This is a genomic window from Shewanella marina JCM 15074, from assembly GCF_000614975.1.
GTDB classification, from domain to species: domain Bacteria; phylum Pseudomonadota; class Gammaproteobacteria; order Enterobacterales; family Shewanellaceae; genus Shewanella; species Shewanella marina.
The window spans coordinates 1-24,601 of sequence record NZ_BALM01000008.1; the positions used below are offsets into that span (position 1 = coordinate 1).

At 39.7% G+C, this 24,601-nt stretch carries 16 protein-coding genes and 3 pseudogenes; 8 read left to right on the forward strand and 11 right to left on the reverse strand.

From position 1 onward, the window contains the following. Positions 1-655 precede the first annotated feature (655 nt). The 10 genes and pseudogenes from mutT to nadC all read right to left on the reverse strand — a co-directional run bounded on the left by mutT (position 656) and on the right by nadC (position 10,437). The gene (gene mutT / locus JCM15074_RS07840; RefSeq protein ID WP_025820701.1) at positions 656-1,045 is read right to left on the reverse strand and encodes an 8-oxo-dGTP diphosphatase MutT; all 390 of its coding nucleotides are present in this window, start codon (positions 1,043-1,045) and stop codon (positions 656-658) included. Between the two features lie 4 nt (positions 1,046-1,049). Further along, positions 1,050-1,262: a DNA gyrase inhibitor YacG gene (yacG, locus tag JCM15074_RS07845; RefSeq protein WP_025820702.1), complete on the reverse strand. Its 213-nt coding sequence runs from the start codon at positions 1,260-1,262 to the stop codon at positions 1,050-1,052. Positions 1,263-1,313: 51 nt separating this feature from the next. Then, the gene (gene zapD, locus JCM15074_RS07850; RefSeq protein ID WP_025820703.1) at positions 1,314-2,048 is read right to left on the reverse strand and encodes a cell division protein ZapD; all 735 of its coding nucleotides are present in this window, start codon (positions 2,046-2,048) and stop codon (positions 1,314-1,316) included. A gap of 4 nt (positions 2,049-2,052) precedes the next feature. After that, a complete protein-coding gene (gene coaE, locus JCM15074_RS21475; protein WP_037469366.1) occupies positions 2,053-2,661 on the reverse strand; it encodes a dephospho-CoA kinase in 609 nt (202 codons plus the stop codon). Beyond that, a complete protein-coding gene (locus JCM15074_RS07860; protein ID WP_025820704.1) occupies positions 2,658-3,572 on the reverse strand; it encodes a prepilin peptidase in 915 nt (304 codons plus the stop codon). The genes coaE and JCM15074_RS07860 overlap by 4 nt, the downstream gene beginning before the upstream one ends. A 21-nt stretch (positions 3,573-3,593) precedes the next feature. Next, a pseudogene (locus JCM15074_RS21480) lies at positions 3,594-4,849 on the reverse strand (type II secretion system F family protein). A gap of 20 nt (positions 4,850-4,869) precedes the next feature. After that, positions 4,870-6,575 (reverse strand): annotated as a pseudogene (gene pilB, locus JCM15074_RS21485) (type IV-A pilus assembly ATPase PilB). Between the two features lie 9 nt (positions 6,576-6,584). Next, complete coding sequence (locus JCM15074_RS07875) at positions 6,585-8,519, reverse strand: sulfatase-like hydrolase/transferase (RefSeq protein ID WP_025820705.1); 1,935 nt, start codon at positions 8,517-8,519, stop codon at positions 6,585-6,587. Between the two features lie 54 nt (positions 8,520-8,573). After that, positions 8,574-9,008 (reverse strand): pilin, encoded by a 435-nt coding sequence (locus JCM15074_RS07880; protein ID WP_304621829.1) that lies wholly within the window; start codon positions 9,006-9,008, stop codon positions 8,574-8,576. Between the two features lie 568 nt (positions 9,009-9,576). Further along, positions 9,577-10,437, reverse strand: coding sequence for a carboxylating nicotinate-nucleotide diphosphorylase (gene nadC / locus JCM15074_RS07885; RefSeq protein WP_025820707.1), 861 nt, complete (start codon positions 10,435-10,437; stop codon positions 9,577-9,579). 313 nt (positions 10,438-10,750) lie between these two features. Between nadC and ampD the strand changes: the two genes are divergently transcribed. The 8 genes and pseudogenes from ampD (at position 10,751) to JCM15074_RS07925 (ending at position 23,803) form a co-directional block, all read left to right on the forward strand. Then, the gene (gene ampD / locus JCM15074_RS07890) at positions 10,751-11,311 is read left to right on the forward strand and encodes a 1,6-anhydro-N-acetylmuramyl-L-alanine amidase AmpD (protein WP_025820708.1); all 561 of its coding nucleotides are present in this window, start codon (positions 10,751-10,753) and stop codon (positions 11,309-11,311) included. 30 nt (positions 11,312-11,341) lie between these two features. Beyond that, complete coding sequence (gene ampE / locus JCM15074_RS07895) at positions 11,342-12,193, forward strand: beta-lactamase regulator AmpE (protein WP_025820709.1); 852 nt, start codon at positions 11,342-11,344, stop codon at positions 12,191-12,193. A gap of 193 nt (positions 12,194-12,386) precedes the next feature. Next, a complete protein-coding gene (gene pdhR / locus JCM15074_RS07900; protein ID WP_025820710.1) occupies positions 12,387-13,139 on the forward strand; it encodes a pyruvate dehydrogenase complex transcriptional repressor PdhR in 753 nt (250 codons plus the stop codon). A 71-nt stretch (positions 13,140-13,210) separates the two neighbouring features. Next, entirely contained in the window at positions 13,211-15,871 is a 2,661-nt protein-coding gene (gene aceE / locus JCM15074_RS07905) for a pyruvate dehydrogenase (acetyl-transferring), homodimeric type (protein ID WP_025820711.1), read from the forward strand. A 12-nt stretch (positions 15,872-15,883) separates the two neighbouring features. Beyond that, positions 15,884-17,751 (forward strand): annotated as a pseudogene (gene aceF / locus JCM15074_RS21490) (pyruvate dehydrogenase complex dihydrolipoyllysine-residue acetyltransferase). Positions 17,752-17,897: 146 nt separating this feature from the next. After that, on the forward strand, positions 17,898-19,325 hold the full coding sequence (gene lpdA, locus JCM15074_RS07915; protein WP_025820712.1) for a dihydrolipoyl dehydrogenase: 1,428 nt from the start codon (positions 17,898-17,900) through the stop codon (positions 19,323-19,325). 125 nt (positions 19,326-19,450) lie between these two features. After that, complete coding sequence (locus JCM15074_RS07920; RefSeq protein WP_025820713.1) at positions 19,451-21,658, forward strand: patatin-like phospholipase family protein; 2,208 nt, start codon at positions 19,451-19,453, stop codon at positions 21,656-21,658. Positions 21,659-21,763: 105 nt separating this feature from the next. Further along, positions 21,764-23,803, forward strand: a complete 2,040-nt coding sequence (locus tag JCM15074_RS07925; protein ID WP_025820714.1) for a M13 family metallopeptidase — start codon at positions 21,764-21,766, stop codon at positions 23,801-23,803. Between the two features lie 30 nt (positions 23,804-23,833). On the opposite strand, the gene hxpB is transcribed toward JCM15074_RS07925, so the two are convergent. After that, the gene (gene hxpB / locus JCM15074_RS07930) at positions 23,834-24,499 is read right to left on the reverse strand and encodes a hexitol phosphatase HxpB (RefSeq protein WP_025820715.1); all 666 of its coding nucleotides are present in this window, start codon (positions 24,497-24,499) and stop codon (positions 23,834-23,836) included. Between the last annotated feature and the right edge of the window lie 102 nt (positions 24,500-24,601).

Below are 24,601 nucleotides of genomic sequence, written 5' to 3' on the forward strand. Positions count from 1 at the left end.
GCGCTCTTTTTATGTTCACTTTTAAAAAAGTGAACAAAACGAAGTAGAGAAGCCACCTGAATAAGGTGGCTTTTTTGCGTTTGGGGCTTTTAAAAATCAAACACGTATCCCCATATCAATATTATCTTAAGTCGGTGGCTTATCGACTTAATGTAGGTATTGCATACCTACCTCGATGTCGACCCGCCGCTGAGCGGGACCTCCCGCTTCGCAACAAGTTGCTTCGCGTTGCACTAGGGCAATAAGCTGCGCTTATTAAGCGCCCTATTGTCACGCCCATGTGTCCCTTAAAGTGAGCACAAGTGCTCTGGGATAAAAGAGTAGGTCATCGCCATACTCAAAGGGTATAAATACCCGAGGGCATGAAAGCGCCTTTGCCGTCGTTATCAATATCTCTCATATCATCAGCCACTGCAGAGCTTGGTCAGAAATTGCATCCCTGCATTTCTGGTATTCACCACATCGTTGCTGTATTTAGTCAGAAATAGTATCGTTGTATTTCGCACTGCAATATTGAATCTATTGGCGCAAGATTGTTTGCGATTTAAGATGGATAAAATGATTCGTATTGAAATAGCTATGATTGCAAAGAAAAAGCCCATAGACGATGCCTATGGGCTTATATCAGGACCGATAAATCGAATCTATACTTTGTTTAAAGCTTAAGTAATGCTTGCACGATAGGTTTGTTTGCTTCGGGGAAGTCATAATGGGTAAGTGCTTCGATAGGTACCCACTCAATTGGTTGTCCTTCAACACCTTTAGCCTCGCCAGTAAAGTTTTTGACGATATGAATGTCTAACAATACCTGTTTATCAGGATAATCATGGCTGAGCTGCATCAGAGGCTCTGAATTCATAACATTAAGATCGACTTCTTCTTTAAGCTCACGAATTAACGCTTGGTTAGTGGTTTCCATTGATTCCACTTTGCCACCGGGAAATTCCCATTTTCCACCTTGATGTAAATGACCATGTCGTTTAGCTAATAAGATTTGGTTATGGTCGTTTATGATGACGCCTACTGCAACATGGATTCTTTTCATATAATTAGTCTTTATTGAAAAAATCAGGTTCATCAAAACCTAAGTCATCTAGGTTATTAATATCGAGCTCTGGCTTGACTGGAATAGCATGCTTTTCAGAGGCCCAATCACCAAGATCAATAAGCTTACAGCGCTCACTGCAAAATGGTTTAAATTTAGATTCTGCAGCCCATACCACGGGCTTTTGGCATGTTGGACAATTCACTGAACGAGTCATATTGGTTACCATCTAATAAATTATATGGTGGGATAATAACATGTTGTTGCATTAGCGGCAGGCTGCAATCATAAACTCAATATCATTATTCGAGTGTTTATTTGTTGAGAAGTCGACAAAGTGAATAGCGCAACGGGTTTTATGGCCGCTAATCGTTGGATAAACTTGTTGTTGTGCTGTCAGTTTTACTCTAATTAATGAAAGTGGGCTTTGCGCTTCATTTTGATAAAATCCTGACTTTGCTATTGCTGGTTTAAATTCGGCAGTATTACGAATTAACTGCAACAGCATATTAATGGGTTTGAGAAGTTTATCGAAATGTATACACCATTGTTGATACTGCTGTTGTCTAACTGACCAAGGTTGCGATAACCAATAATGCAGTTGTGGCAGGTCGAAATTACAACATGCTCCCGGCATATTAAATCTTTGTCTTAGTGCGCTCAAAAACTTATCTTGCTTAAGTGATAAGCCAATACGTTCACATGCATAAAGCTGCTGACGATATGAATTCAGACTACGGAGATAATAGTCAATTTGTGCGTGGTCGACATGAGGTAAATTCTGCCATTTTTTTAAGATTACCAATTGTTGATCAATGTCTTTTAAAATATCTGTTCGATAATCACAGCGTTCATTAAGCTCACATAGTGCGAATAATGGTGTAAAACAACGTTGATTATGATCTTGTTCAAGGTTGTCTTGCAGTTGTTGATACAGATATTCTAATCGTAAGTAACTACGATTTTTTTCATTAAGTGGCTGTTCAAAAATTAAGTCAGTCATAGTATTAGTTATTATTCTTTGTAAGGTTTATATAATTATTATGTAATTCCATTACTTGACGACGTAGATCCTCTATTTTGCCATTATTACTAATAACATCATTAGCTTTTGATAGTCGATACTCCCTACTACTTTGACTTGCAATAATATTGGCGACTTGTTGCTCATTTACATTATCACGAATCGATGTACGTGATAATTGTAAATTTTCATTTATATCTACAACTAAAGTTCTGTTTACTAACCTATCTAATCCATTTTCAAATAGCAAAGGTACAACCATGATCACGTATGCAGTTGTTGCTTGATGACAACGTTTAATCATCTGTTCTCGGATCATTGGATGCAATAAATTATTTAACCAAAGTCGTTGTTGGTCATCGGTAAAAATGATCTCTCTTAATTTTGCTCGATTAAGTTGACCATCATTGTCTAAAATATTATTGCCAAAATGTGTCGCAATTTGCTGGAGTCCATTGCTATTAATGGCTACGACTTCTCTAGCAATAATATCTGCATCAACTAATTCAATGCCGAGTTCAGCAAATAAATTTGCTACTGTAGTTTTACCGCTACCAATGCCTCCTGTGAGGCCGATAATAAATTGACTCATAGTGTTGAAATATACCAATTAGTTATCTGTTGTCCCCATATAAGCGCAATCCAACCCGCTACTGCAATATAAGGTCCAAATGGTATGGGATTTTGGGTTTGTAATTTTTTAGATACGATTAAGCTAATACCAACAACGGCACCGACCAGTGAAGAAAGTAAGATTATAAGCGGCAGTAGCTGCCAGCCTAACCATGCGCCAAAAACTGCAAGTAATTTAAAATCACCGTAGCCCATGCCTTCTTTACCTGTAACCAGTTTAAAGAGCCAAAACACTGACCATAAACTTAAGTAGCCGGCTGCTGCACCAATAAGCGCATCTGTAGGGGAACTAAAAACATCATTTAAATTAATTAATAAGCCGAGCCATAATAATGGTAGGGTTATTTGGTCGGGTAACAACATCTCGTCTAAGTCGATACCAGTTAATGCAATTAATGGCAGAGTTAACACTGTTGCATAAACGAATTCGATGGTCGGGCCAAAATGATAAGCTAAGGTTGTAATCAAAGTGGCACTTATTAGTTCGACTATCGGATAACGAGCTGAAATAGCTATGTGACAATTAGCACATTTACCTTTAAGCATTAACCAGCCCAAAATCGGAATATTATGCCAAGGCTTTATATGATGATGACATTTAGGACAAGCTGATGTGGGTACAACTAAATTATATTTTGCAGGATAGTCATCTATAGGCGCATTGAGCTGCTGTTCACCTATTTTTTTGACTAATTCGGGTTTTGTTTCTATTAGGTATTGATTGCACTCTTGTTGCCAATCTCGTTTTAACATGACGGGTAAACGGTGAATTACCACATTTAAAAAACTACCAATAGTGGCAGCAAAAATAAAACTTAATAAATAGAAAAGCCAGCTGTGTAGCTGTAATAACTCAATAAATTCCTGCATGTAAATATTCTTATAAATAGTTTAGCCAACGACACTGCCCATTTGAAATATTGGTAAATACATACCAATAATTAGGCCGCCAACAATAGTACCAATAACGACCATCATTATAGGCTCAATTAGACTTGATAAGCCATCAACTGCATCATCTACTTGCATTTCATAAATATTGGCGATTTTATTGAGCATGGTATCAAGTGAACCTGATTCTTCACCAATCATGACCATTTGTACCAGTATGTCGGGGAATAGCCTGATGACTTCAGCGCCATATTCATTTGTAGGCCGGTCATTACTTCAGTACGAACATTATTAATCGCTTTCTTATAAACTGCATTCCCCGATGCCCCTGCTGCTGATTCTAATCCCTCAATAATGGGCACGCCTGCTGCAAACGTTGTTGCTAAGGTTCGAGCAAAACGAGCAATAGCAGCTTTATCAAGAATAGGGCCAATAATGATTGTTTTAAGTAAAATACGATCCATATTGTCTCGTAATATTTGTGATTGTTTATAGGCTCGTCTAAATAGCCAGACCGCCATAATTAAGCCTGCGAGAATCATGTACCAGATCGATTGCAATACTTCTGAAATAGTAAGAATAAATCGTGTAAAGGCAGGCAGTTCAGCACCGAAGCCATTAAAGATTTCTTCAAATTGTGGCACGACAAAAATAAGTAGTAATGCTGTTACAGCTACTGCGACAATACATACCGCTGCTGGATAAAACATAGCTTTTTTAATTTTGGATTTTAATGCTTCGGATTTTTCCTTATAAAGCGCAATTCGATCAAATACTTCATCGAGTGAACCTGAATGTTCGCCCGCAGCAACTAAGTCGACATAGAGATCATCAAAGTATTCACGGTGAACTTTCAATGCGTCAGATAGGGGAATTCCTGATTGCACATCATTGACGATATTACTGAGCAGGGTGCGCATTTTCGGTTTTTCATGACCTCGAGCAAGCAGTTCAAGGGTGGTTACTAAAGGGACGCCTGCTGCTAACATGGTCGCTATTTGGCGAGTACAAATAGCGATATCCATAGCAATGATTTTCTTATCGTTGCTAAATAGCCCTTGTGATTTTTTGCGAACTATTTTAGGGCTAATACCTTGTTTTTTAAGCTGGGCTCTAACCTCTGTCGACGTTATCGCTGTTATTTCACCTGTTAAACGTTTACCGTCTCTGGCAATACCTTTCCATGTATAGGTAAACAGCTTAGGTTGATGTTTAATTTGTTGGCCTTGATTGCTTTTTTTTATGGTTGCCATCATGTCGCCTTTTTTATCGTTAACTAGTAGCTAGTTACACGGTTTATTTCGCTAATACTTGTAATGCCTTGAATGACTTTTAATAATCCAGACTTACGCAGATTTAGCATACCCTGCTCAGCAGCGATGGTGGCAATATCAAGCGAGTTACCGCCATCCATAATGACCTGTGAAATTTCTGGTGTTATTTTTAATATTTCATAAATACCCAATCGGCCTTTATAGCCGTTAGTACATTGGTCGCAACCTTGGGCACTGAATATCTCTATTCCAGTATCAATTTGCTGCTGACTAAATCCTTGTTGTAATAACTCGTGTTGGGGTAATTGTTCTGCTTTTTTACAATGAGGACAAAGTTTACGCGTTAAACGCTGGGCAATAACAAGATTAATGGAACTGGCGATATTATAGCCTGGCACGCCCATGTTACTGAGACGGGTTAGCGTTTCGGCAGCTGAATTAGTGTGTAATGTTGATAGTACCAAATGACCTGTTTGCGCAGCTTTAATGGCTATTTCTGCCGTTTCTAAATCTCGAATCTCACCTACCATAACAATGTCTGGATCTTGGCGTAAGAATGATCGCAGTGCAGAGGCAAAAGTTAGCCTGATTTGGTATTAATATTGACTTGGTTAATGCCTTCTAGGTTGATTTCAATAGGATCTTCTGCGGTTGAAATATTGCGTTCACTGGTATTAAGAATATTTAAACCTGTATAGAGAGATACAGTTTTACCTGAACCCGTAGGACCCGTTACTAAAATCATGCCTTGCGGTTTGGCTAGTGTTTCTAAATAAAGTTGTTTTTGTTCTGGTTCAAAGCCGAGTTGTTCCACATCAAGCTGGGCTGCGCTTGAATCTAGAATACGCATTACTATTTTTTCACCCCATAGGGTGGGTAGGGTGCTGACACGAAAATCAATTGATTTTGTGCGTGACATTTTTAATTTAATACGGCCATCTTGTGGCAAACGACGCTCTGCAATATCCAGTCTTGCCATCACCTTTAAACGGGCTGCAATACGATTGGACAAGCTAATTGGGGGTTCAGATATTTGCGTTAATATGCCATCTACGCGAAAGCGGATGCGGTAACGTTTTTCATAAGGTTCAAAATGTAAATCTGAAGCGCCTTTGCGTATGGCATCGGTTAATATTTTATTGATGTAGCTAACTATAGGGGCATCATCACCATTACTTTCTTGGTCATCTGTATTTCGCTCGGTATCTGTGACTTCCATTTCTGCCAGTGCGGCATCATCAATACCTGCAATATCGAGTGCGTTAATGTCGTCTTCAAGGATACTCTCAATTAACTCGGTTAATTTGAGGTGATCAACTAACAATGGTTCAGTATGCATACCCGCATTAAATTGGAACTCTTCTAGTGCGGTAATGTTAGTGGGATCTGACATAGCGATAAATAATCGCTCGCCTTCTACATAGATGGGTAAACAATGGTGTTTTTCGATTAAAGTATGGTTATGGTATTGTTCTACGATATCTTTTATTTCGAGTTGTTGGATATCGTAAATAGGGATGCCATATTCACTGCTAAAAATATTAAGTAGTTCAGTTGCTGATAAACCATATTTTTCAATCAATACAGAAATAATATTTAGTTGGTTTTTACGCGAAACATCAATAGCTTCAGTTATTAATTGCTCTGTGAGTAAATTTTTTCGTAACAATAAATCACGTATTTCCGTTGTTACAGCATATGGTGACATATCAACCCCTTAATTCCATTTTTGGTAGATATTATCTAAAAATTGATTTGGTTCCTCACATTGTGAGAATAGTCCAGATTCTACATCTAACTTGAAATGACTACAAAGAATGTGAAATAAATTAGCGACGACTGTTTTATCTTCATAAGTACTTGCTGGCTGCCAAGTATAATTATCTCTATCAACCAGAATTAACTCATCACTCATATCGGGGAAAGTAGCGAGTAACAGTTCATTGTTAATGACTGCTCTTTGTTTGCCTTTGATTAATTCTTTGTATAGATTTTTCTTTATACTAAGCCTGCCTGCATTATTCACTTCATACATGTAAATGCTGTTATTGATTGTCTGTATCTGGTTTACTCTTCCTTCGGTTAATTTTATTGGATTAAATGAGCTTTCAATAAATAGGTTATCTCTATTTATCGTTTGAGCGAGTAAATCAACATTGCTCTCAGATGCGAGATTGGCCCATTTTAAAATGGTAGGTGCAACATCAGTAAGCGAGACAAGACTTGTGTTTACTGTCGGTTTGTCATCGACCAATGAGTAATCTTTAATGGCAAGTACGGTTTTAAATTGGGCATCACTGAGAACATTTGTACCATGGCCGTAATCATTAGTTTTAAATTCAGCACTACTGATTAAAGCTTGTGGACCATCTTGATTCAGTTGGAAGCTTTCACCATGATCTGAAAGCAGAATGACTAACGAGTTTTTTAGGAATCCACGTTTTTCTAGGTTTTCCATTAAATAGTTAAATTGTTGGTCAACTTGGTTCAACATCATTAAATATGCGTAGTAGTCGAAGTTATCTTCAACAATATTATTGTTAACCAACTCTAGTTTTGAAGATTTATATGGCCAATGTGGTAATGTTAAATGGATTGCCATAAAGGTTTTTTCAGTGGTGAGTTGGTTTAATATTTCATCAATAAATGTGTTGGGGTTATAGCTCCACCAAGCAGCTCTATTTAAATAGATGTAATCAAATATGTATTTTAAATTAGAGTGAATAAGCATTAAACTTGCAATGGGCAACGCATTAAGACTCGTAAACATAAACTCAGGTGCGTTAGCGGTATGGCCAATCGCTTTGTCAAAATGGAAAGATTCATCAATATTACTGAAACGTCTTTCATCAAGTGCCCAGATAGTCTTATAACCATTTTCTTTTAATTGTTTAGTAATAAAAATATCTTTATTGATATCATTTAAATTAGTTAAATTGAATCTTATGCCGTTATCAATAGGCTCTTGTCCCGTTAAGAGACTTGACCATGCCACAAAGGTTCTCGCTGCTGGTGTATATGCATTATTAAATAGTGTTGCATTATCGATGAATGCATCTATTGATTGCAGTAATGGTGCTTCATTTCCCGATTTAGCAATATGATCAAATCTAAGTGAATCAATGCCAATCAATATGATATTCCGTTTATTATTGATGACATCTGATTTGCTAAGTAAATCTATTGGGGTAAATACTATTAATAAGATAGTTACTAATAGTATTTTTTTATTGGTGTTATGTGCACCAAGTAATATCAGTGCGGATATAGATAGTAATATGACGATCAGTAAATACTCATTGCCTTTAGTACTTATACTCGTAGGGCTATAGGGATATAGCGTTGAATTGATAATGATAAAAAATGAATACACAGTAAGGATTGACGCTAAAGTTACTAGGTGATTATTTCTATTTAATAAATGACTTAATGCAGCATCAACAAGAGATGATAAAAATGATGTGAAGATGATGATGAGCAGTATTATCACCCCACAATGGAGCAATGCAATACCAATGCTGGTATTGATCATATTTAAGCTAAATAAGTCACCAGCCTCAAAAACTCTGAATATTTGTTCATGACTATAAATCACGCTTAAAAGTATGATTAAGCTTAATAGAACCAGATTATATGTAATATGTTTTTTCATATGATGGAATTAAGCAACCCTAGCAAAGATAGTAGGGTTGCTTAAAAAATCAAATTAGCTGCCTCTACAATTAGATGGCATATATGCTTTATTAAGAGTACCTGTACATTTCCATTCTACGCTCCCCCCACTGTTAGCTGGTTTTTTTGGAGTTAAAACCAAATTACCCGAACCAACTTTAGTTGCATCAAAAGCAACTGTGATTGTACCTGCCGTACCAACAGTTACTGAGGTTGCTGCATTTCCTTTTATGCTGGAAGCTGCTCCTAAACCTGCGGCTGAATTTGTGGTTGGTAATGTCCCTTCTGCTGAATAATACTCAACAACTGCTGCTTTTGCGCCGGCTGCTAAGCCGACACCTTCTGTGACATGGGCTCTTTTGGTGTAGTCTTGGTATGCTGGCAATGCTACCGCGGCCAAAATACCTATGATTGCCACTACAATCATCAATTCAATTAATGTAAAACCTTTTTGAGCTGTCTTCATCATCTTGTTCTCCACTTAAGGGGGCAATTTATGTCGAATAGGGGCTAAAGGTGAGCCAATATTCTTAGTTAACATGAGCAAACATTACATGTTGATAGTATCGGCTTGGCGTATCTAAGCTTTAGTGCTTAATACCCTGTAAAACAATACAAAAATCAGCATGAAACTGGCAGGCTTAAGAATATCTGGTGGTGCAAGTTACATCACTTACTTAACATCCATGATAAGTACATCTAAGTAAGATATTTGCTATTTTTCTTGCAAGATAAGTCTTAAGCGTGACAGGTCTTATCTCATTCAAGCGACTAAAACAGTATTATATTTTTTAATAAAATGAAACATAAATGTTAATTATTTTCGGCATTTATTGGTGTTTTGTGTGTAAGTATTTTTTTGGTGGTTATTCTCAAATGGTTGTTTCATGCCAGTTAAGGTTGGTTGTATATAGGTAATATGTACTATCAGAGGGCAGTTTATAGGGAAATGTACTAGTAAGGATGTAAGCCTTGTAGAGGGGAACATATAGTTGCAAGAGGTGCTATGGACATCTCTTGCAACCGAATGTTTGCTATTATGATTTTAGACGCAGCGATAAATCGAGGGCTTTGATGTGTTTAGTCAGTGCACCGACTGAAATAAAATCGACACCTGTTTTGGCGATATCGGCTAGAGTGGCAAGGGTAACATTACCTGATGCTTCTAATTTTGCGCCATCACCTTGGGCAATGTATTGCTTGTTCAGGCTAACCGCATCAACCATTTTTGTAAGATCAAAATTATCTAACATAACAATATCAGCTTTAGCATCGAGAGCTTGTTTTAGCTCATCTAGGCTTTCAACTTCGACTTCAACGGGTTTGTTATCAAATAGTTGGCGGGCGTTATCAATTGCCTGAGCGATACTGCCGCAAGCCATAATATGGTTTTCTTTAATTAAGAACGCATCAAATAAACCGATTCTATGGTTTTTACCACCTCCGCAAGTTACAGCATATTTTTGAGCACTGCGTAGACCCGGTATCGTCTTACGAGTATCGAGTAGTTTGGTATGTGTACCATGCAATTGATCGACGTAGACTTTGGTTAACGAAGCAACACCAGACAAGGTTTGGATAAAGTTCATCATAGTACGCTCACCTGTAAGGATGGTGCGTGCAGGGCCTGATAGTTCACATAAAACCTGATTGGCAACCACTAAGTCGCCATCATCGACTAACCAATGCAGTGCAACTTGACCACCTAATTGATTAAATACTTGTTCTGCCCAGGCTTTACCACAAAAAACACCATCTTCACGGGTTATAAGGGTTGCTTCTGCATTCTTTTCTGCAGGAATAAGTAGGGCGGTAATATCACCTTGATCAGCGTTTTGATGACCAAGGTCTTCGTCTAAGGCAGCTTTAACAGCAAGACGGATATCATTTTCAAGCATAAAGTTATGTCCTTTGGATATGCTTCCTGATTATAGAGAATTCTGGTGTATAGGCTCAAACTGGCAAGTTAGCAGTTTTGGGATAGCGCAAGCCTAGCATATTTCAATTTTAGTTGTAGATTTTGAATAAAATATTTCAATGTATTAAATCAGTTATTTAATTTGTTTAACAATATTAGCAAAAGGTAATCATTGGTCAGTGGTATTGATAATGACTGGTCGAGCCTGTAAGTGCTTGGTTGTTATACGCTATGTTCAAGCTTTTAAACCTGTTAAAGTGGGTAACCTTGTATAAACTCTGGAATGTTTGTTCATGTTAACGCCGTTTACGATTGAGCATGGATGGTTATCGCCTGCAACACAATGTCTTTCTCCACACTTTAATCAGCGTCCTAATAATGAAGTGAGTTTATTAGTGATCCACAATATTAGCTTGCCTGCTGGTTGTTTTGGTTTGCCTTATATTGATCAATTATTTTTAGGTCAACTTGATTGCAGTGCAGATCCAAGTTTTACTGAACTACAGGGATTAGAGGTCTCTAGTCATTTTTTAATTCGTCGAGATGGTGAGATTGTGCAATATGTCAGTTGTGATGCGAGGGCTTGGCATGCTGGTGTTTCTGAATACCAAGGTCGTTCTAATTGCAATGACTTTGCAATTGGCATTGAATTAGAAGGGACTGATGATATTGCTTATACTGATGAACAATATCAGCAGTTAGCAGCATTAACAGCTTGTCTTTTGCTGACGTATCCTAGCATTGGGGTTGAAAATATTGTTGGGCACAGCGATATTGCACCTGAGCGCAAGACTGATCCCGGCTTAAGTTTCAATTGGCAGCGTTATAAGCAAAGTTTGACTGAATATTTTTAGTCGATTTTAAAAGGAAGTGAGGTACTTAATATGGCGTTGTTTTCATTATTAATTGCAATTTTAGTTGAGCGGCTCAATTTACTGGCTCAACCATGGCAATCTGATCGTATTTTTGGCTGGTATCAAAGTCATTTTTTTGGTGAAAAACAGTTGCAATCAGTGTTGATGGTTGTAATTGCAATTATATTTCCCGCAGTTTGTGTTTATGTCGTAAGTTGGGCGATTGCTGGATTATTTTGGGGCGCATTAACTCTATTATTATGGGTAAGCGTGGCCATAATCTGTTTTAGTCATCGCACCTTACGCGCTAAGTTTCGGCAATATGTATTGGCTGCTTGTCGCGGCGACACCCAAGCTTGTTATAACTATGCCAAAGCCTTAGATGAGGCCGAAGATATTGATGCCATTTCTGAACATGATTTAGGGATGCGTGTCGGCCAAACCGTGAGTTGGCTTAATTATCGTTATTATGGCGCGGTCGCACTATACTTTATTATCTTTGGCCCTGTTGGGGCTGTGCTTTATTGTACTGTGCGTTATTACGATGAACTTAATCTAAGAAAACAATTGGCGATTCCACTGTTATCTACTTTAGTATTTATACTAGATTGGATCCCTAGTCGAATTGTTGCTTTTGGTTACGCATTAAGTGGTCGTTTTAATCAGGCATTTCCAGTATGGGTAACCCATGCTTTAGCGATTAAAACACCTGCAAGAGATATTATTGTTCGAGTCGCTGTTGCTGCCGAAGAATTACCTCCACACTCGAGTGCACCTGTTTGTGTGCAATCAACTTTAGCACTATTACAATTGAGTAAACGTAATACAACGTTAATTATTACAGTGCTGTCATTGTTAACCATTTTTGGTTTTGTCAGTTAATTTTAGACGTAAATGTTCAACATATGTTAGTGCGATGGTAGTGGTAATTTCAGTTTATGCAATTCCCGCTACCATCACAAAAGAAAGATTAATTTGATTTGAATCAATTTCTGGACATTAATAATGTGATTTGATACATTGCGCTCTGTTATATAAATTGGTAAGACCAATTGACAAAGGAGCTGAGGGCCTCATGGCTTATAGCAAAATTACCCAACCAAAAATTTCAGATGTGATTATGGCGCAACTAGAGCAAATGATTCTAGAAGGTAGCATTAATCCCGGTCAGAAATTGCCTCCTGAAAGGGAGCTGGCGATCCAGTTTGAAGTCTCTAGACCTTCTCTTAGAGAAGCAATACAAAAACTAGAAGCTAAAGGCTTACTAACCCGTCGTCAGGGTGGTGGTACCTACGTAAAACAACAATTATGGCAAAGTCTTGCCGACCCTATCGTTGAATTAATGCATGCTGATCCTGAAAGTCAGTATGACCTACTTGAATTCCGTCATGCTACCGAAGGCATGATGGCGTACTTTGCAGCTCTGCGTGGTACTGATGCTGATATGGACAGTATTGAGCGTGCCATTGCAGAAGTTGAGCGAGTTGATTCTATTGAGGCTAAAGCAGATGCGATTGTAAAGTTTTATCGCACCATCGCTGAAGCTTCACATAACGTTGCCATGCTGCATTTAGTATTGAGTTTGAGTCCTGTGTTACATAAAAACGTAGCGCAGAACTTGGAGCTTCTAAGCCGACGCGATGAAGCTTCAAAAATGGCTAATGAACACCGTCACGCGTTATTAGCTGCGATTGTTAAACGTGATCCAGAGGCGGCGCGTGAAGCTTCCAATGAACACTTAAGTTACATTGAAGAAGTCATGTTGTCGGTTAGGGAAGAAGACAGTCGATTACAACGGAGTTTGCGCCGTTTGAAGGGTGAGGTATAGGCCACAATGACCTATATTTTTAGTTAACTTTTCACAATATTATTTATTGTATTAGAAAGAAGGGCTGTGTCATGTCTGAACATATGCTACAAGACTTAGATCCACAAGAAACTCAGGAATGGATGGCGGCTTTAGAGTCTGTTGTTCGTGAAGAAGGGATTGAACGCGCTCAGTTTTTACTAGAGCAAGTGCTTGATAAAGCACGTTTAGGTGGTGTTGATATGCCGACAGGCATCACCACTAACTATGTCAATACTATTCCTGCAGCGAGCGAGCCAGCTTACCCTGGTGATACTACGTTAGAACGTCGTATTCGCTCAATTATTCGCTGGAACGCAATTATGATTGTGTTACATGCGTCTAAGAAAGATCTTGAGCTTGGTGGCCATATGGCATCATACCAGTCTTCTGCTGCATTTTATGAAGTAGGTTTTAATCACTTCTTCCGTGCACCTAATGCTGTTGATGGTGGTGATTTAGTTTACTATCAAGGTCATATCTCTCCAGGTATCTATGCTCGTGCATTTGTTGAAGGTCGTTTAACTGAAGAGCAGCTAAACAACTTCCGTCAAGAAGTTGATGGTAATGGTGTATCTTCATACCCTCACCCTAAATTAATGCCTGAGTTTTGGCAGTTCCCAACGGTATCTATGGGCTTAGGTCCTATCTCAGCTATCTATCAAGCGCGTTTCTTAAAGTATCTTGACGGCCGTGGTCTTAAAGATACTTCAGCTCAACGTGTTTATGCCTTCTTAGGTGATGGTGAGATGGATGAGCCTGAAGCTCGTGGTGCAATCTCTTTCGCCGCGCGTGAAAAATTAGATAACTTATGTTTCCTAATCAACTGTAACCTACAGCGCCTAGATGGCCCTGTAATGGGTAACGGCAAAATCATTCAAGAGCTTGAAGGCCTATTTAAAGGTGCAGGCTGGAATGTTGTTAAATTGATTTGGGGTAACAACTGGGATTCATTATTAGCGAAAGATACTTCAGGTAAGTTATTACAGCTAATGAATGAAACGCTTGATGGTGATTACCAAACATTCAAGTCTAAAGATGGTGCTTATGTTCGTGAGCATTTCTTTGGTAAGTATCCTGAAACCGCTGCACTCGTTGCAGATATGACAGATGCTGAAATCTTCGCGCTTAAGCGTGGTGGTCATGAGTCTTCAAAAGTGTATGCTGCATTTAAAAATGCACAAGAAACTAAAGGTAAGCCAACGGTTATTCTTGCTAAAACTGTAAAAGGTTACGGCATGGGTTCTGTTGCTGAAGGCCGTAACGTTGCTCACAGTGTCAAGAAAATGGACATGACTTCTGTAATGCAGTTACGTGATCGCTTAGGTCTACAAGATCTACTTTCAGATGAAGATGTGAAAACACTACCATACTTGAAGCTTGAAGAAGGCACTAAAGAGTATGAGTATATGCATGCTCGTCGTGCTGCATTACATGGTTATACTCCACAGCGTCTTAAAGCGTTTACTCAGCCTTTAGAGTTACCAGCATTAGAAGAATTCAAGCCATTATTGGATGCGCAAAAGCGTGAAATCTCTTCAACAATGGCGTTTGTTCGTATTTTAAATACTTTGCTTAAAGACAAAAAGATTGGCCAGAACATTGTGCCAATTATTGCCGATGAAGCACGTACTTTTGGTATGGAAGGTCTATTCCGCCAAGTGGGTATCTATAATCCACATGGTCAAGAATATACACCAGAAGACCGTGGCGTAGTTTCTTACTATAAAGAAGAAACTTCAGGTCAAGTATTACAAGAAGGTATTAACGAATTAGGTGCAATGTCTTCATGGGTTGCTGCAGCAACATCATACAGCACCAACGATTTACCTATGATTCCGTTCTACATCTACTACTCAATGTTTGGTTTCCAACGTGTAGGTGATATGGCATGGATGGCAGGTGACCAACAAGCTCGCGGTTTCTTAGTGGGTGGTACTGCAGGTCGTACAACGCTAAATGGTGAAGGTCTACAGCATGAAGATGGTCACAGCCATATCCTTGCTGGCACTATCCCTAATTGTGTGAGCTACGATCCTACATACGCATATGAACTTGCAGTGATCATTCAAGACGGTATTCGTCGTATGTATGGCGAGCAAGAAAATGTGTACTACTATCTAACCACTATGAACGAAAACTACGAAATGCCAGCAATGCCAGAAGGTGTTGAAGAAGGTATTCGTAAAGGTATCTACAAGCTTGAATCGTACCAAGGTGCTAAGCAAGTTCAGTTAATGGGTTCTGGTAGTATCTTAAACGAAGTACGTAAAGCGGCGGTTATCCTAAGCGAAGAGTACGGTGTCGGTAGCGATGTGTTCTCTGTGACTTCATTCAATGAAGTGGCTCGTGATGGTCAAGCTGTAGAACGCTTTAATATGTTACACCCAACTGCGACTGAGCAAGTTGCATACATTGCACAAGTTATGGGTGATGCACCAACAATTGCGGCAACAGACTATATGAAGAACTATGCAGAGCAAGTGCGTGCATATGTTCCTGCAGTGTCTTACAAAGTATTAGGTACTGACGGTTTTGGTCGTTCAGATAGCCGTGACAATCTTCGTCGTCACTTTGAAGTCAATGCAAATTACATCGTGGTAGCAGCACTTTCTGAGTTAGCTAAACGCGGTGAGATTGAAAAAGCGGTAGTGGCAGAAGCCATCAACAAGTTTGGCATTAATGCTGACAAAGTTAACCCACTATACGCATAAGAGGTAATAAACATGACCATCGAAATTAATGTACCAGATATCGGTGCCGATGAAGTTGAAGTAACTGAGATTCTTGTTAGCGTTGGTGACAAGGTTGAAGAAGAACAATCTCTTATTACTGTAGAGGGCGATAAAGCTTCTATGGAAGTACCAGCACCACAAGCGGGTGTAGTAAAAGAGATTAAAGTGAATGTTGGTGATAGTGTTTCTACCGGTTCATTCATTATGGTATTTGAATCAGAAGCAGCAGCGGCTCCAGCCGCCGCTACGGTAGCGGCCCCAGTTGCAGCGCCTGCTGCGAGTGCGCTAGTAGAAGTACATGTGCCTGATATCGGTGGCGATGAAGTTGAAGTGACTGATATTGCAGTGGCTATTGGCGACTTGATTGCTGAAGAACAAACCTTAATTACTGTTGAAGGCGATAAAGCTTCAATGGACGTACCTGCGCCAATGGCGGGTGTACTAAAAGAAATTAAAATCAATGTCGGAGACAAGGTGTCAACGGGTTCATTGATTATGATGTTTGAAGTTGCTGGTAGTGCTCCAGCTGCTCCTGTTGCTGTTGAAGCTGCGGTTCCTGCAGCAGTAACTGCTAGCGCAGCCAAAGATGTACACGTACCTGATATCGGCGGTGACGAAGTTGAAGTGACCGAGTGATGGTTGCAGTGGGCGATGTGGTTGAAGCTGAACAATCATTGATTACTGTAGAGGGCGATAAGGCTTCTATGGAAGTGCCAGCACCATTTGCAGGTACTGTAAAAGAGATTAAAGTGAACACTGGTGACAAAGTGTCTACCGGTTCATTGATCATGGTATTTGAAGTTGCAGGTAGCGCACCAGTGGCTGCGCCTGTAGTGGCTCCAGTATCTGCTGCAACACCTGCTCCAGTAGCGGCACCAGCGGCAGCACCTGCACCAGTTGCAGCTGCAACTGGTGAATTTGTTGAGAACGCTGCTTATGCTCATGCTTCACCAGTGATTCGCCGTCTAGCGCGTGAATTCGGTGTTAATCTTGCTAAAGTGAAAGGTTCTGGCCGTAAAGGTCGCGTGGTTAAAGAAGACGTACAAAACTACGTGAAAGCTGCGGTTAAGCAAGTTGAGTCTGGCGCAGTTGCGACTTCTACAGGTGGTTCAGAACTTGGCTTACTACCATGGCCAAAAGTAGATTTCAGCAAGTTTGGTGAAACTGAAGTACAACCTTTATCTCGCATCAAGAAGATTTCTGGCGCTAACCTGCACCGTAACTGGGTTAAAATTCCTCATGTTACTCAGTGGGATAATGCTGATATCACTGAGCTTGAAGCTTTCCGTAAGTCGCAAAATGCGATGGAAGCTAAAAAAGATTCAGGCATGAAAATCACACCACTTGTATTCATTATGAAAGCGGTTGCTAAGGCACTTGAAGCTTTCCCTTCATTCAACTCTTCACTATCAGAAGATGGTGAAAGTTTGATTCTGAAGAAGTATGTTAACGTAGGTGTGGCAGTTGATACGCCAAATGGCTTAGTTGTTCCAGTCTTTAAAGATGTGAACAAGAAAGGCATCCATGAGTTATCTCTAGAACTGATGGCCGTTTCTAAGAAAGCACGTGCAGGTAAGTTAACTGCAGCAGATATGCAGGGTGGTTGTTTTACCATCTCTAGCTTAGGTGGCATCGGTGGTACAGCGTTTACTCCAATCGTGAATGCTCCTGAAGTCGGTATCTTGGGTGTGTCTAAATCTGAAATCAAGCCTGTTTGGAATGGCAAAGAATTTGCGCCAAGACTGATGCTGCCACTATCACTATCTTATGATCACCGCGTGATCGATGGTGCTGAAGGTGCACGCTTTATCAGTTTCTTAAATGCAAACCTTTCAGATATCCGTACACTTATTTTGTAAAAAGTTTAGGCTACTGAAATTCAGTAGCCTTTTACTTTGATTATTGTGATTGGCAAGCAACACAGGTTAAGATGTAATCACCCTTTTGGGAGGCCTGTTATTTAACAGCCGATCTGACAATGGAATGAAAAGGATTAGATAAACAAATGAGTAACGAAATCAAAACTCAAGTTCTAGTACTTGGTGCAGGCCCAGCTGGTTATTCAGCTGCATTTCGTTCTGCCGATTTAGGTATGGACACAGTAATTGTAGAGCGTTACAACACATTAGGTGGTGTTTGCTTAAATGTGGGTTGTATCCCTTCAAAAGCATTACTACACGTAGCTAAAGTGATTGAAGAAGCTAAAACTGTTGCTGCTCACGGCATCACTTTTGGCGCGCCGCAGATTGATATCGACAAATTACGTAGTTACAAAGAAGATGTTATTAAGCAATTAACGGGTGGTCTTGGCGGAATGGCTAAGATGCGTAAAGTTAATGTGGTAAATGGCTACGGTAAGTTTACTGGTCCAAATACTATTGAAGTAACTTCTCCAGAAGGCACAACAGTTGTTCACTTTGAACAAGCTATTATTGCTGCTGGTTCTCGTCCAATTCAATTGCCGTTTATTCCTCATGAAGACCCTCGCGTATGGGATTCTACTGATGCGCTTGAGCTAAAGAATATCCCTGGTAAATTACTGGTGATGGGTGGTGGTATTATTGGTCTAGAAATGGGCACAGTATACTCATCATTAGGTAGTGAGATTGACGTGGTTGAGATGTTTGACCAAGTTATTCCTGCTGCTGATAAAGACGTGGTTAAAGTCTTTACTAAACACATTAAGAACAGATTTAACTTAATGCTAGAGACCAAGGTAACTGCGGTTGAAGCAAAAGAAGACGGTATTTATGTGTCAATGGAAGGCAAAAAAGCCCCATCAGAGCCTGTTCGTTACGATGCTGTATTAGTGGCGATTGGCCGTATTCCAAATGGTAAGTCAATTGACGCTGAAAAAGCAGGCGTTGCGGTTGATGAGCGTGGCTTTATCAATGTTGATAAGCAGATGCGCACTAACGTGCCACACATCTATGCGATTGGTGACATTGTTGGTCAACCTATGCTGGCTCACAAAGGTGTGCATGAAGGTCATGTTGCTGCTGAAGTTATTTCAGGTAAGAACCATTACTTCGATCCTAAAGTGATTCCATCAATTGCTTATACTGAGCCAGAAGTGGCTTGGGTTGGTTTAACCGAGAAAGAAGCAAAAGAGAAGAACATCTCTTATGAAACTGCTATCTTCCCTTGGGCTGCAAGTGGTCGTGCAATTGCATCTGATGCAAGCGGCGGTATGACTAAACTGATTTTCGATAAAGAATCTCACCGCATTATTGGTGGCGCGATTGTTGGTACTAATGGTGGTGAACTATTAGGTGAAATTGGTCTAGCAATTGAAATGGGTTGTGATGCTGAAGATTTAGCATTAACCATTCATGCTCACCCAACCTTACATGAGTCAGTTGGTCTAGCGGCTGAAGTTTATGAAGGTTCAATTACTGATTTGCCAAATCCAAAGGCAAAGAAAAAGAAGTAATTAGTCATTACTAACTCTTTTAAGAGGTGCTCAATGAGCACCTTTTTTATATGTAAAATTTGACATTTGATTGGCTATATTTTTGTTATGATAGTTCATTATTTAATTGATACAGATAATCGACTATGTGGCTTCGAATTTTATTCTTGTGTAGCTGTACTTTACTCAGTCATCTATCTTTTGCTGGTGAGCGGCCAAAGATTGGATTGGTATTAAGTGGTGGCGGTGCAAAAGGCGCAGCTCATATTGGTGTACTAAAAGTCTTAGAGGCGAATCATATTCCGGTTGATTACATTGCTGGAACCAGTATTGGTGCTTACGTCGGTGGCATGTACGCTCTAGGCTATAGTGCTGATGAAATTGAAGCCATTATGATGAAGACGGATTGGGCTGAAGGTTATTCAGATACGATCCCTCGCCAGCAACTGAGTTATCGTGATAAGCAGTTTCGTGATCAATTTAATATTCCTTTTAAAGTCGGTTATAGCGACGGCGAAGTAAAAACCCCAAAAGGTTTGCTGCAAGGGCAAACAATGTCTCAGTTGCTATTGGACTCCACCAATTTAGTCCATCAATTTGGTTGTTTTGACCAATTAGCGATTCCCTATCGAGCCGTTGCCACTAACTTAGTGACTAGTGAGGCTGTGGTATTAGATTCTGGCAGTATTGTGGCTGCTATGCAGGCGTCAGCGACCGTGCCTGGGGCACTGCAACCTGCACAAATTAACGGTAAATTATTAGTTGATGGTGGCATTGCCAATAATATGCCCGTTGATGTGGTTAAGGCGATGGGTGCCGATATTGTGATTGCGGTTGATATCGGTTCTCCGTTAATGGATAAATCACAGCTTGATGGCACGGTTGCAGTGTTAAATCAGCTTTCAACATTCTTGACTAATGCCAGTACTGAAAGGCAAAAAAAATTGCTCACAGATACAGATATCCTAATTCGGCCTGCAATTGATGATCTCAGTACCACAGATTTTTCTATTATGGCTAAAGCACTGCCATTAGGTATTGAGGCAGCTAATAAGCAATTGAAAAAACTGGTGCAGTTAGATGTTGGAGAAGTTGAATATCAAGCTTACGTCACCAATAAACATCAATTAAGTAAGCAATGGACTAATGATATTGATAGACCATTAATTGCGATTAATTATGACAATCTATCTAAGGTCAATAAGAGCTTAATTAAAGAGACATTGGGACTTAACATTGGTGAAGTTGTTGATAAAAAGACGCTTGATGCAGCAGTAGATCGAGTTTATGCATTAAATAAGTTTGAGCGAGTGGATACTCGTTTTGTTGATACGCCTAATGGCCGAGAATTAACCATTGTGACTCGTGGTAAATCATGGGGACCTAATTACTTTAATCTGGGCTTTAGTTGGGAAGACGACTTTAGTGTTGAGTCTGCAATTGCACTCGACTTTGCTTATACACTTACTGATTTAACTGACACGGGGGGAGAGTGGCGTAATGAAGTTGCATTAGGCAATGATAAGCGAATGATGACTGAATTCTATCAGCCTCTTGATATGGACCAAATATTTTTCAGTAAAGCTAATTTGGAATATACCGTTGATAACTGGAATATCTACAGTGATTCTGGCCGTATTACTCAATTTGACCGAACCGCGACCAAGCTTGATTTAGGCCTTGGTTGGAATTTCATTCAACAAGGGTTTATGGAGTTAGGTGTCACCGGAGAACTAGGTTATATCGAAAATGAAAATATTCCGGCATCGGCAGATTTTAACTCCTATGGTGCATATATTAAGTTTGGTTACGATAGTTTAGACAGTATTAGTTTTCCTACTCAAGGTAATCGCGTCACTATCCAGGTATATCTACGTAATGAAGATCTATCGCATCGATTTGATGCTGATCATTTCTCCGTACAAGTAGAAGGGGATTGGAAGGGAGCACTTAGTATTGGCAACCATGCGTTTGTAGGTAAAGCTTCATTTGCAACGGTGAGTAAAGATGGTGAATTTACCATCCATCAATCTGATCTAGGTGGCTTCTTAAATTTATCGGGTTTCCATAAAAACTCATTGGTTGGTGCTCATAAAGTATTTGGTGCTTTTATATATCAATATGACTTAGGTCGAGATGCCTTGGGCATGACGGATTATCCGTTGTATTTAGGCTCAAGTATTGAAGCGGGTAACGTGTGGGATTTAAAGCAAAATGTTAAGTTTAATGATTTGATTTATGCGGGTAGTTTATATGTTGGAACCGATACCTCAATGGGCCCAGCAGCGTTAGGATTTGGTGTATCAGACAAGGGTGAAAAAGCATTTTATCTGTTTATAGGTAAGAATTTTTAACTGTACCATTACTTTCTCTTCATATAAATTGTTAATACTGGTCATATTATGTGTCATCAGCAAAATATGATTAAAAAAATAATAGTGATTGAAGGAATGGTACCAATGAAGAAGATAAGCACCATCGCAGTGGCTGTTGCACTGAGCTTAGGTTTAGCTGGGTGTGGCAGTCAGCAAGGACAGCCGCAACAATTAGTTTCTGGTATTGAAAAGCAAAATTTCGATACACAAGTCCGTCATCAAGATGATTTTTATTACAGTGTAAATGGCAAATGGTTAGCCAATACTCCTATTCCCGCAGACAAATCTAACTATGGCTCATTCTCAGTTCTTTATGAAGACAGCCAGAAAGCCTTAAAGCAAATTATTGAAGATGCTGCCGCTAAACAGAATAAGGTCGCGGGTTCTAATGAGCAAAAAGTCGGTGATTTCTACGAAAGCTATATGAATATTGCGTTAGCAGATAAGCTTGGCATTAAACCGCTTTCACCATTATTAACGCAAATAGGCTCAGCTCAAAATCATGATCAAATTGCGGGTTTATTTGGTCAGCTTTTAACTGATGGGGTTAGTGTTCCATTTGGATTTTACGTTAATAATGACGCTAAAAACTCAACCCAATATGCGGTTTATCTGTATCAATCAGGCTTAACTTTACCTGATCGTGATTACTATTTAAGTGATGATAAAAAGTATGTTGAGAGCCGCGCCGAACTTGCACAATACGTCGATAAGTTAATGACATTATCAGGTTATGCCGATGCAAAACGTGCCGCACAAAACGTAGAAAAAATTGAAACCTTTTTAGCTAAAAACCAGTGGAGTCGAGTTGAATCTCGTGATGCTAATAAAAGCTATAACAAGATGAGCGAGGCTGAAGTGACAAGCTTGATGGCAAAGTTTGATTTTACTGACTTTGCTAAAGATGCAGACATTGCACAAGTAAAAGAATTGATTGTACGACAGCCGTCATATTTTAAAGCCCTTGGTGAACACTTTGACCATTTTTCTGTTGCCGCTTGGCAAGATTATCTAGCATTTCATTTAGTTGATAGCTACGCAGAATTGCTTGGCCAGCAGTTTGTTGACGTGCATTTTGATTTCCATGGTAAAACGCTTGCAGGTATTGAGCAGCAGAAGCTTCGTTGGAAAAAAGCGGTAGATGCAGCCGATAGTGTTATTGGTGAAATTGTTGGTGAAGAATACGTTAAACAAAACTTCAAACCAGAAGCTAAAGCGCGCATGGAGCTGATGATCGAGAATTTGATCAAGGCATTTGAAGTGAGTATCAACCAGCTAGAGTGGATGACCCCTGAAACTAAGGTTGCTGCACAAGAGAAGTTAGCCAAGTTTACCTATAAAATTGGTTATCCAGATAAATGGCGCGATTATAGTGGCTTGACCATTAAAGCTGATGACCTTGTGGGTAACTATATGCGTTATGCTCAGTTTGAGTATAAGACCATGTTAGACAAACTAGGTAAGCCAATTGATCGTACTGAATGGCACATGACACCACAAACCGTTAATGCATATTACAACCCTGTGATGAATGAAATTGTGTTCCCTGCTGCGATTTTACAGCCACCATTCTTTAATATGGATGCTGATGATGCTGTTAACTATGGTGGTATTGGTGCTGTTATTGGGCATGAGATTAGCCATGGTTTTGATGACCAAGGTGCGAAGTACGACGGTGATGGTAACTTACGTAATTGGTGGTCTGAGCAAGATGAACAAGAGTTCAAAAAGCGTGCCGAACAGCTATCAGCACAATACAGCCAGTATGAGCCATTACCGGGTGAATTTGTTAATGGTGACTTTACCTTAGGTGAAAATATTGGTGACTTAGGTGGGTTAACGGTTTCTGCATTAGCTTATAAGTTGAGCCTAGCAGGCGAGTCATCACCAGTGATTGATGGTCTAACAGGTGAGCAGCGTTTATTTGTGGGCTGGTCACAGGTGTGGCGTCGTAATTATCGAGATGAAGAACTGAGCCGCCGTTTGTTAACAGATCCGCATTCACCGAGTCATTATCGAGCAATGGGCACTCCGCGTAATATCGAAGAGTTTTATGAAGCCTTCGATATTAAGCAAGGTGACAAGATGTATTTATCAGAAGATGAGCGAGTTAAGATCTGGTAATGACAATATCTTGAACAATAGAACCAGCGCCTAGGCGCTGGTTTTTTTTATGATATCGAGTGCGTGTAATAAGTCATCACAGCGCCAATCAGCCATATGCCATCTAAGTTGCTCTCGGCAATGCACTTCTGGAATGACAATGGTGCGAATATTGGCGGCTTTGGCTGCAATAGTGCCATTAAAGGAATCTTCAATCGCAATACATTGAGTTACAGGTATTGCCAATTGGTGGGCACAATTTAGATAAACTTCAGGATGTGGCTTACCATAGTTAAGGTGTTCAGCTGAACAGATGGCATCAAAATAATCTCTAATGGCTAATTTATCGAGCACAGCATTAACGATTTTAAGAGGTGAAGAGGTGGCTAGACCAATTTTAAGTCCCTGCTGCTGACACTGTTTCAATATGGTTAGTGTACCTTGCATCGCTTGGCCTTGTTGGGTGATGGCGGTAACGACTGCAGTCACAATCGCATCGGCAGTGTCTTGCTGATTGTAGTTAGGCCAAGGTTGGCGCTGAAACCAATAGTCCACTAGTTGATCGACTCTAAGGCCTGTGGTCAGTTGCATTTGCTCAAGTGTGACATTAATAAGGGGAGTAAACACTTCAAATTCAGCAAGTTGCCATAGAGGCTCCGAGTCAATTAGCACTCCATCCATATCAAAAATGACTGCTTTAGTGGTGATATTATTCATAAAAGCTTATCTCTAGAGTAAAAATTCGATATATTAAACAAGTTATTAAAATGAATACTAAATTTTGCTAAATAGTTAATACTGGTATGGTTGGTATTTAGT

Excerpts from the sequence above, each read along its gene's own strand:
- JCM15074_RS07875 (WP_025820705.1), bottom strand. The coding sequence starts at position 8,519 with ATGAAAAAACATATTACATATAATCTGGTTCTATTAAGCTTAATCATA.
- yacG (WP_025820702.1), bottom strand. The coding sequence starts at position 1,262 with ATGACTCGTTCAGTGAATTGTCCAACATGCCAAAAGCCCGTGGTATGG.
- coaE (WP_037469366.1), bottom strand. The coding sequence starts at position 2,661 with ATGAGTCAATTTATTATCGGCCTCACAGGAGGCATTGGTAGCGGTAAA.
- JCM15074_RS07920 (WP_025820713.1), top strand. The coding sequence starts at position 19,451 with ATGTGGCTTCGAATTTTATTCTTGTGTAGCTGTACTTTACTCAGTCAT.
- lpdA (WP_025820712.1), top strand. The coding sequence starts at position 17,898 with ATGAGTAACGAAATCAAAACTCAAGTTCTAGTACTTGGTGCAGGCCCA.
- hxpB (WP_025820715.1), bottom strand. The coding sequence starts at position 24,499 with ATGAATAATATCACCACTAAAGCAGTCATTTTTGATATGGATGGAGTG.
- mutT (WP_025820701.1), bottom strand. The coding sequence starts at position 1,045 with ATGAAAAGAATCCATGTTGCAGTAGGCGTCATCATAAACGACCATAAC.
- JCM15074_RS07880 (WP_304621829.1), bottom strand. The coding sequence starts at position 9,008 with ATGATGAAGACAGCTCAAAAAGGTTTTACATTAATTGAATTGATGATT.
- aceE (WP_025820711.1), top strand. The coding sequence starts at position 13,211 with ATGTCTGAACATATGCTACAAGACTTAGATCCACAAGAAACTCAGGAA.
- zapD (WP_025820703.1), bottom strand. The coding sequence starts at position 2,048 with ATGACTGACTTAATTTTTGAACAGCCACTTAATGAAAAAAATCGTAGT.
- JCM15074_RS07860 (WP_025820704.1), bottom strand. The coding sequence starts at position 3,572 with ATGCAGGAATTTATTGAGTTATTACAGCTACACAGCTGGCTTTTCTAT.
- ampD (WP_025820708.1), top strand. The coding sequence starts at position 10,751 with ATGTTAACGCCGTTTACGATTGAGCATGGATGGTTATCGCCTGCAACA.
- JCM15074_RS07925 (WP_025820714.1), top strand. The coding sequence starts at position 21,764 with ATGAAGAAGATAAGCACCATCGCAGTGGCTGTTGCACTGAGCTTAGGT.
- ampE (WP_025820709.1), top strand. The coding sequence starts at position 11,342 with ATGGCGTTGTTTTCATTATTAATTGCAATTTTAGTTGAGCGGCTCAAT.
- nadC (WP_025820707.1), bottom strand. The coding sequence starts at position 10,437 with ATGCTTGAAAATGATATCCGTCTTGCTGTTAAAGCTGCCTTAGACGAA.
- pdhR (WP_025820710.1), top strand. The coding sequence starts at position 12,387 with ATGGCTTATAGCAAAATTACCCAACCAAAAATTTCAGATGTGATTATG.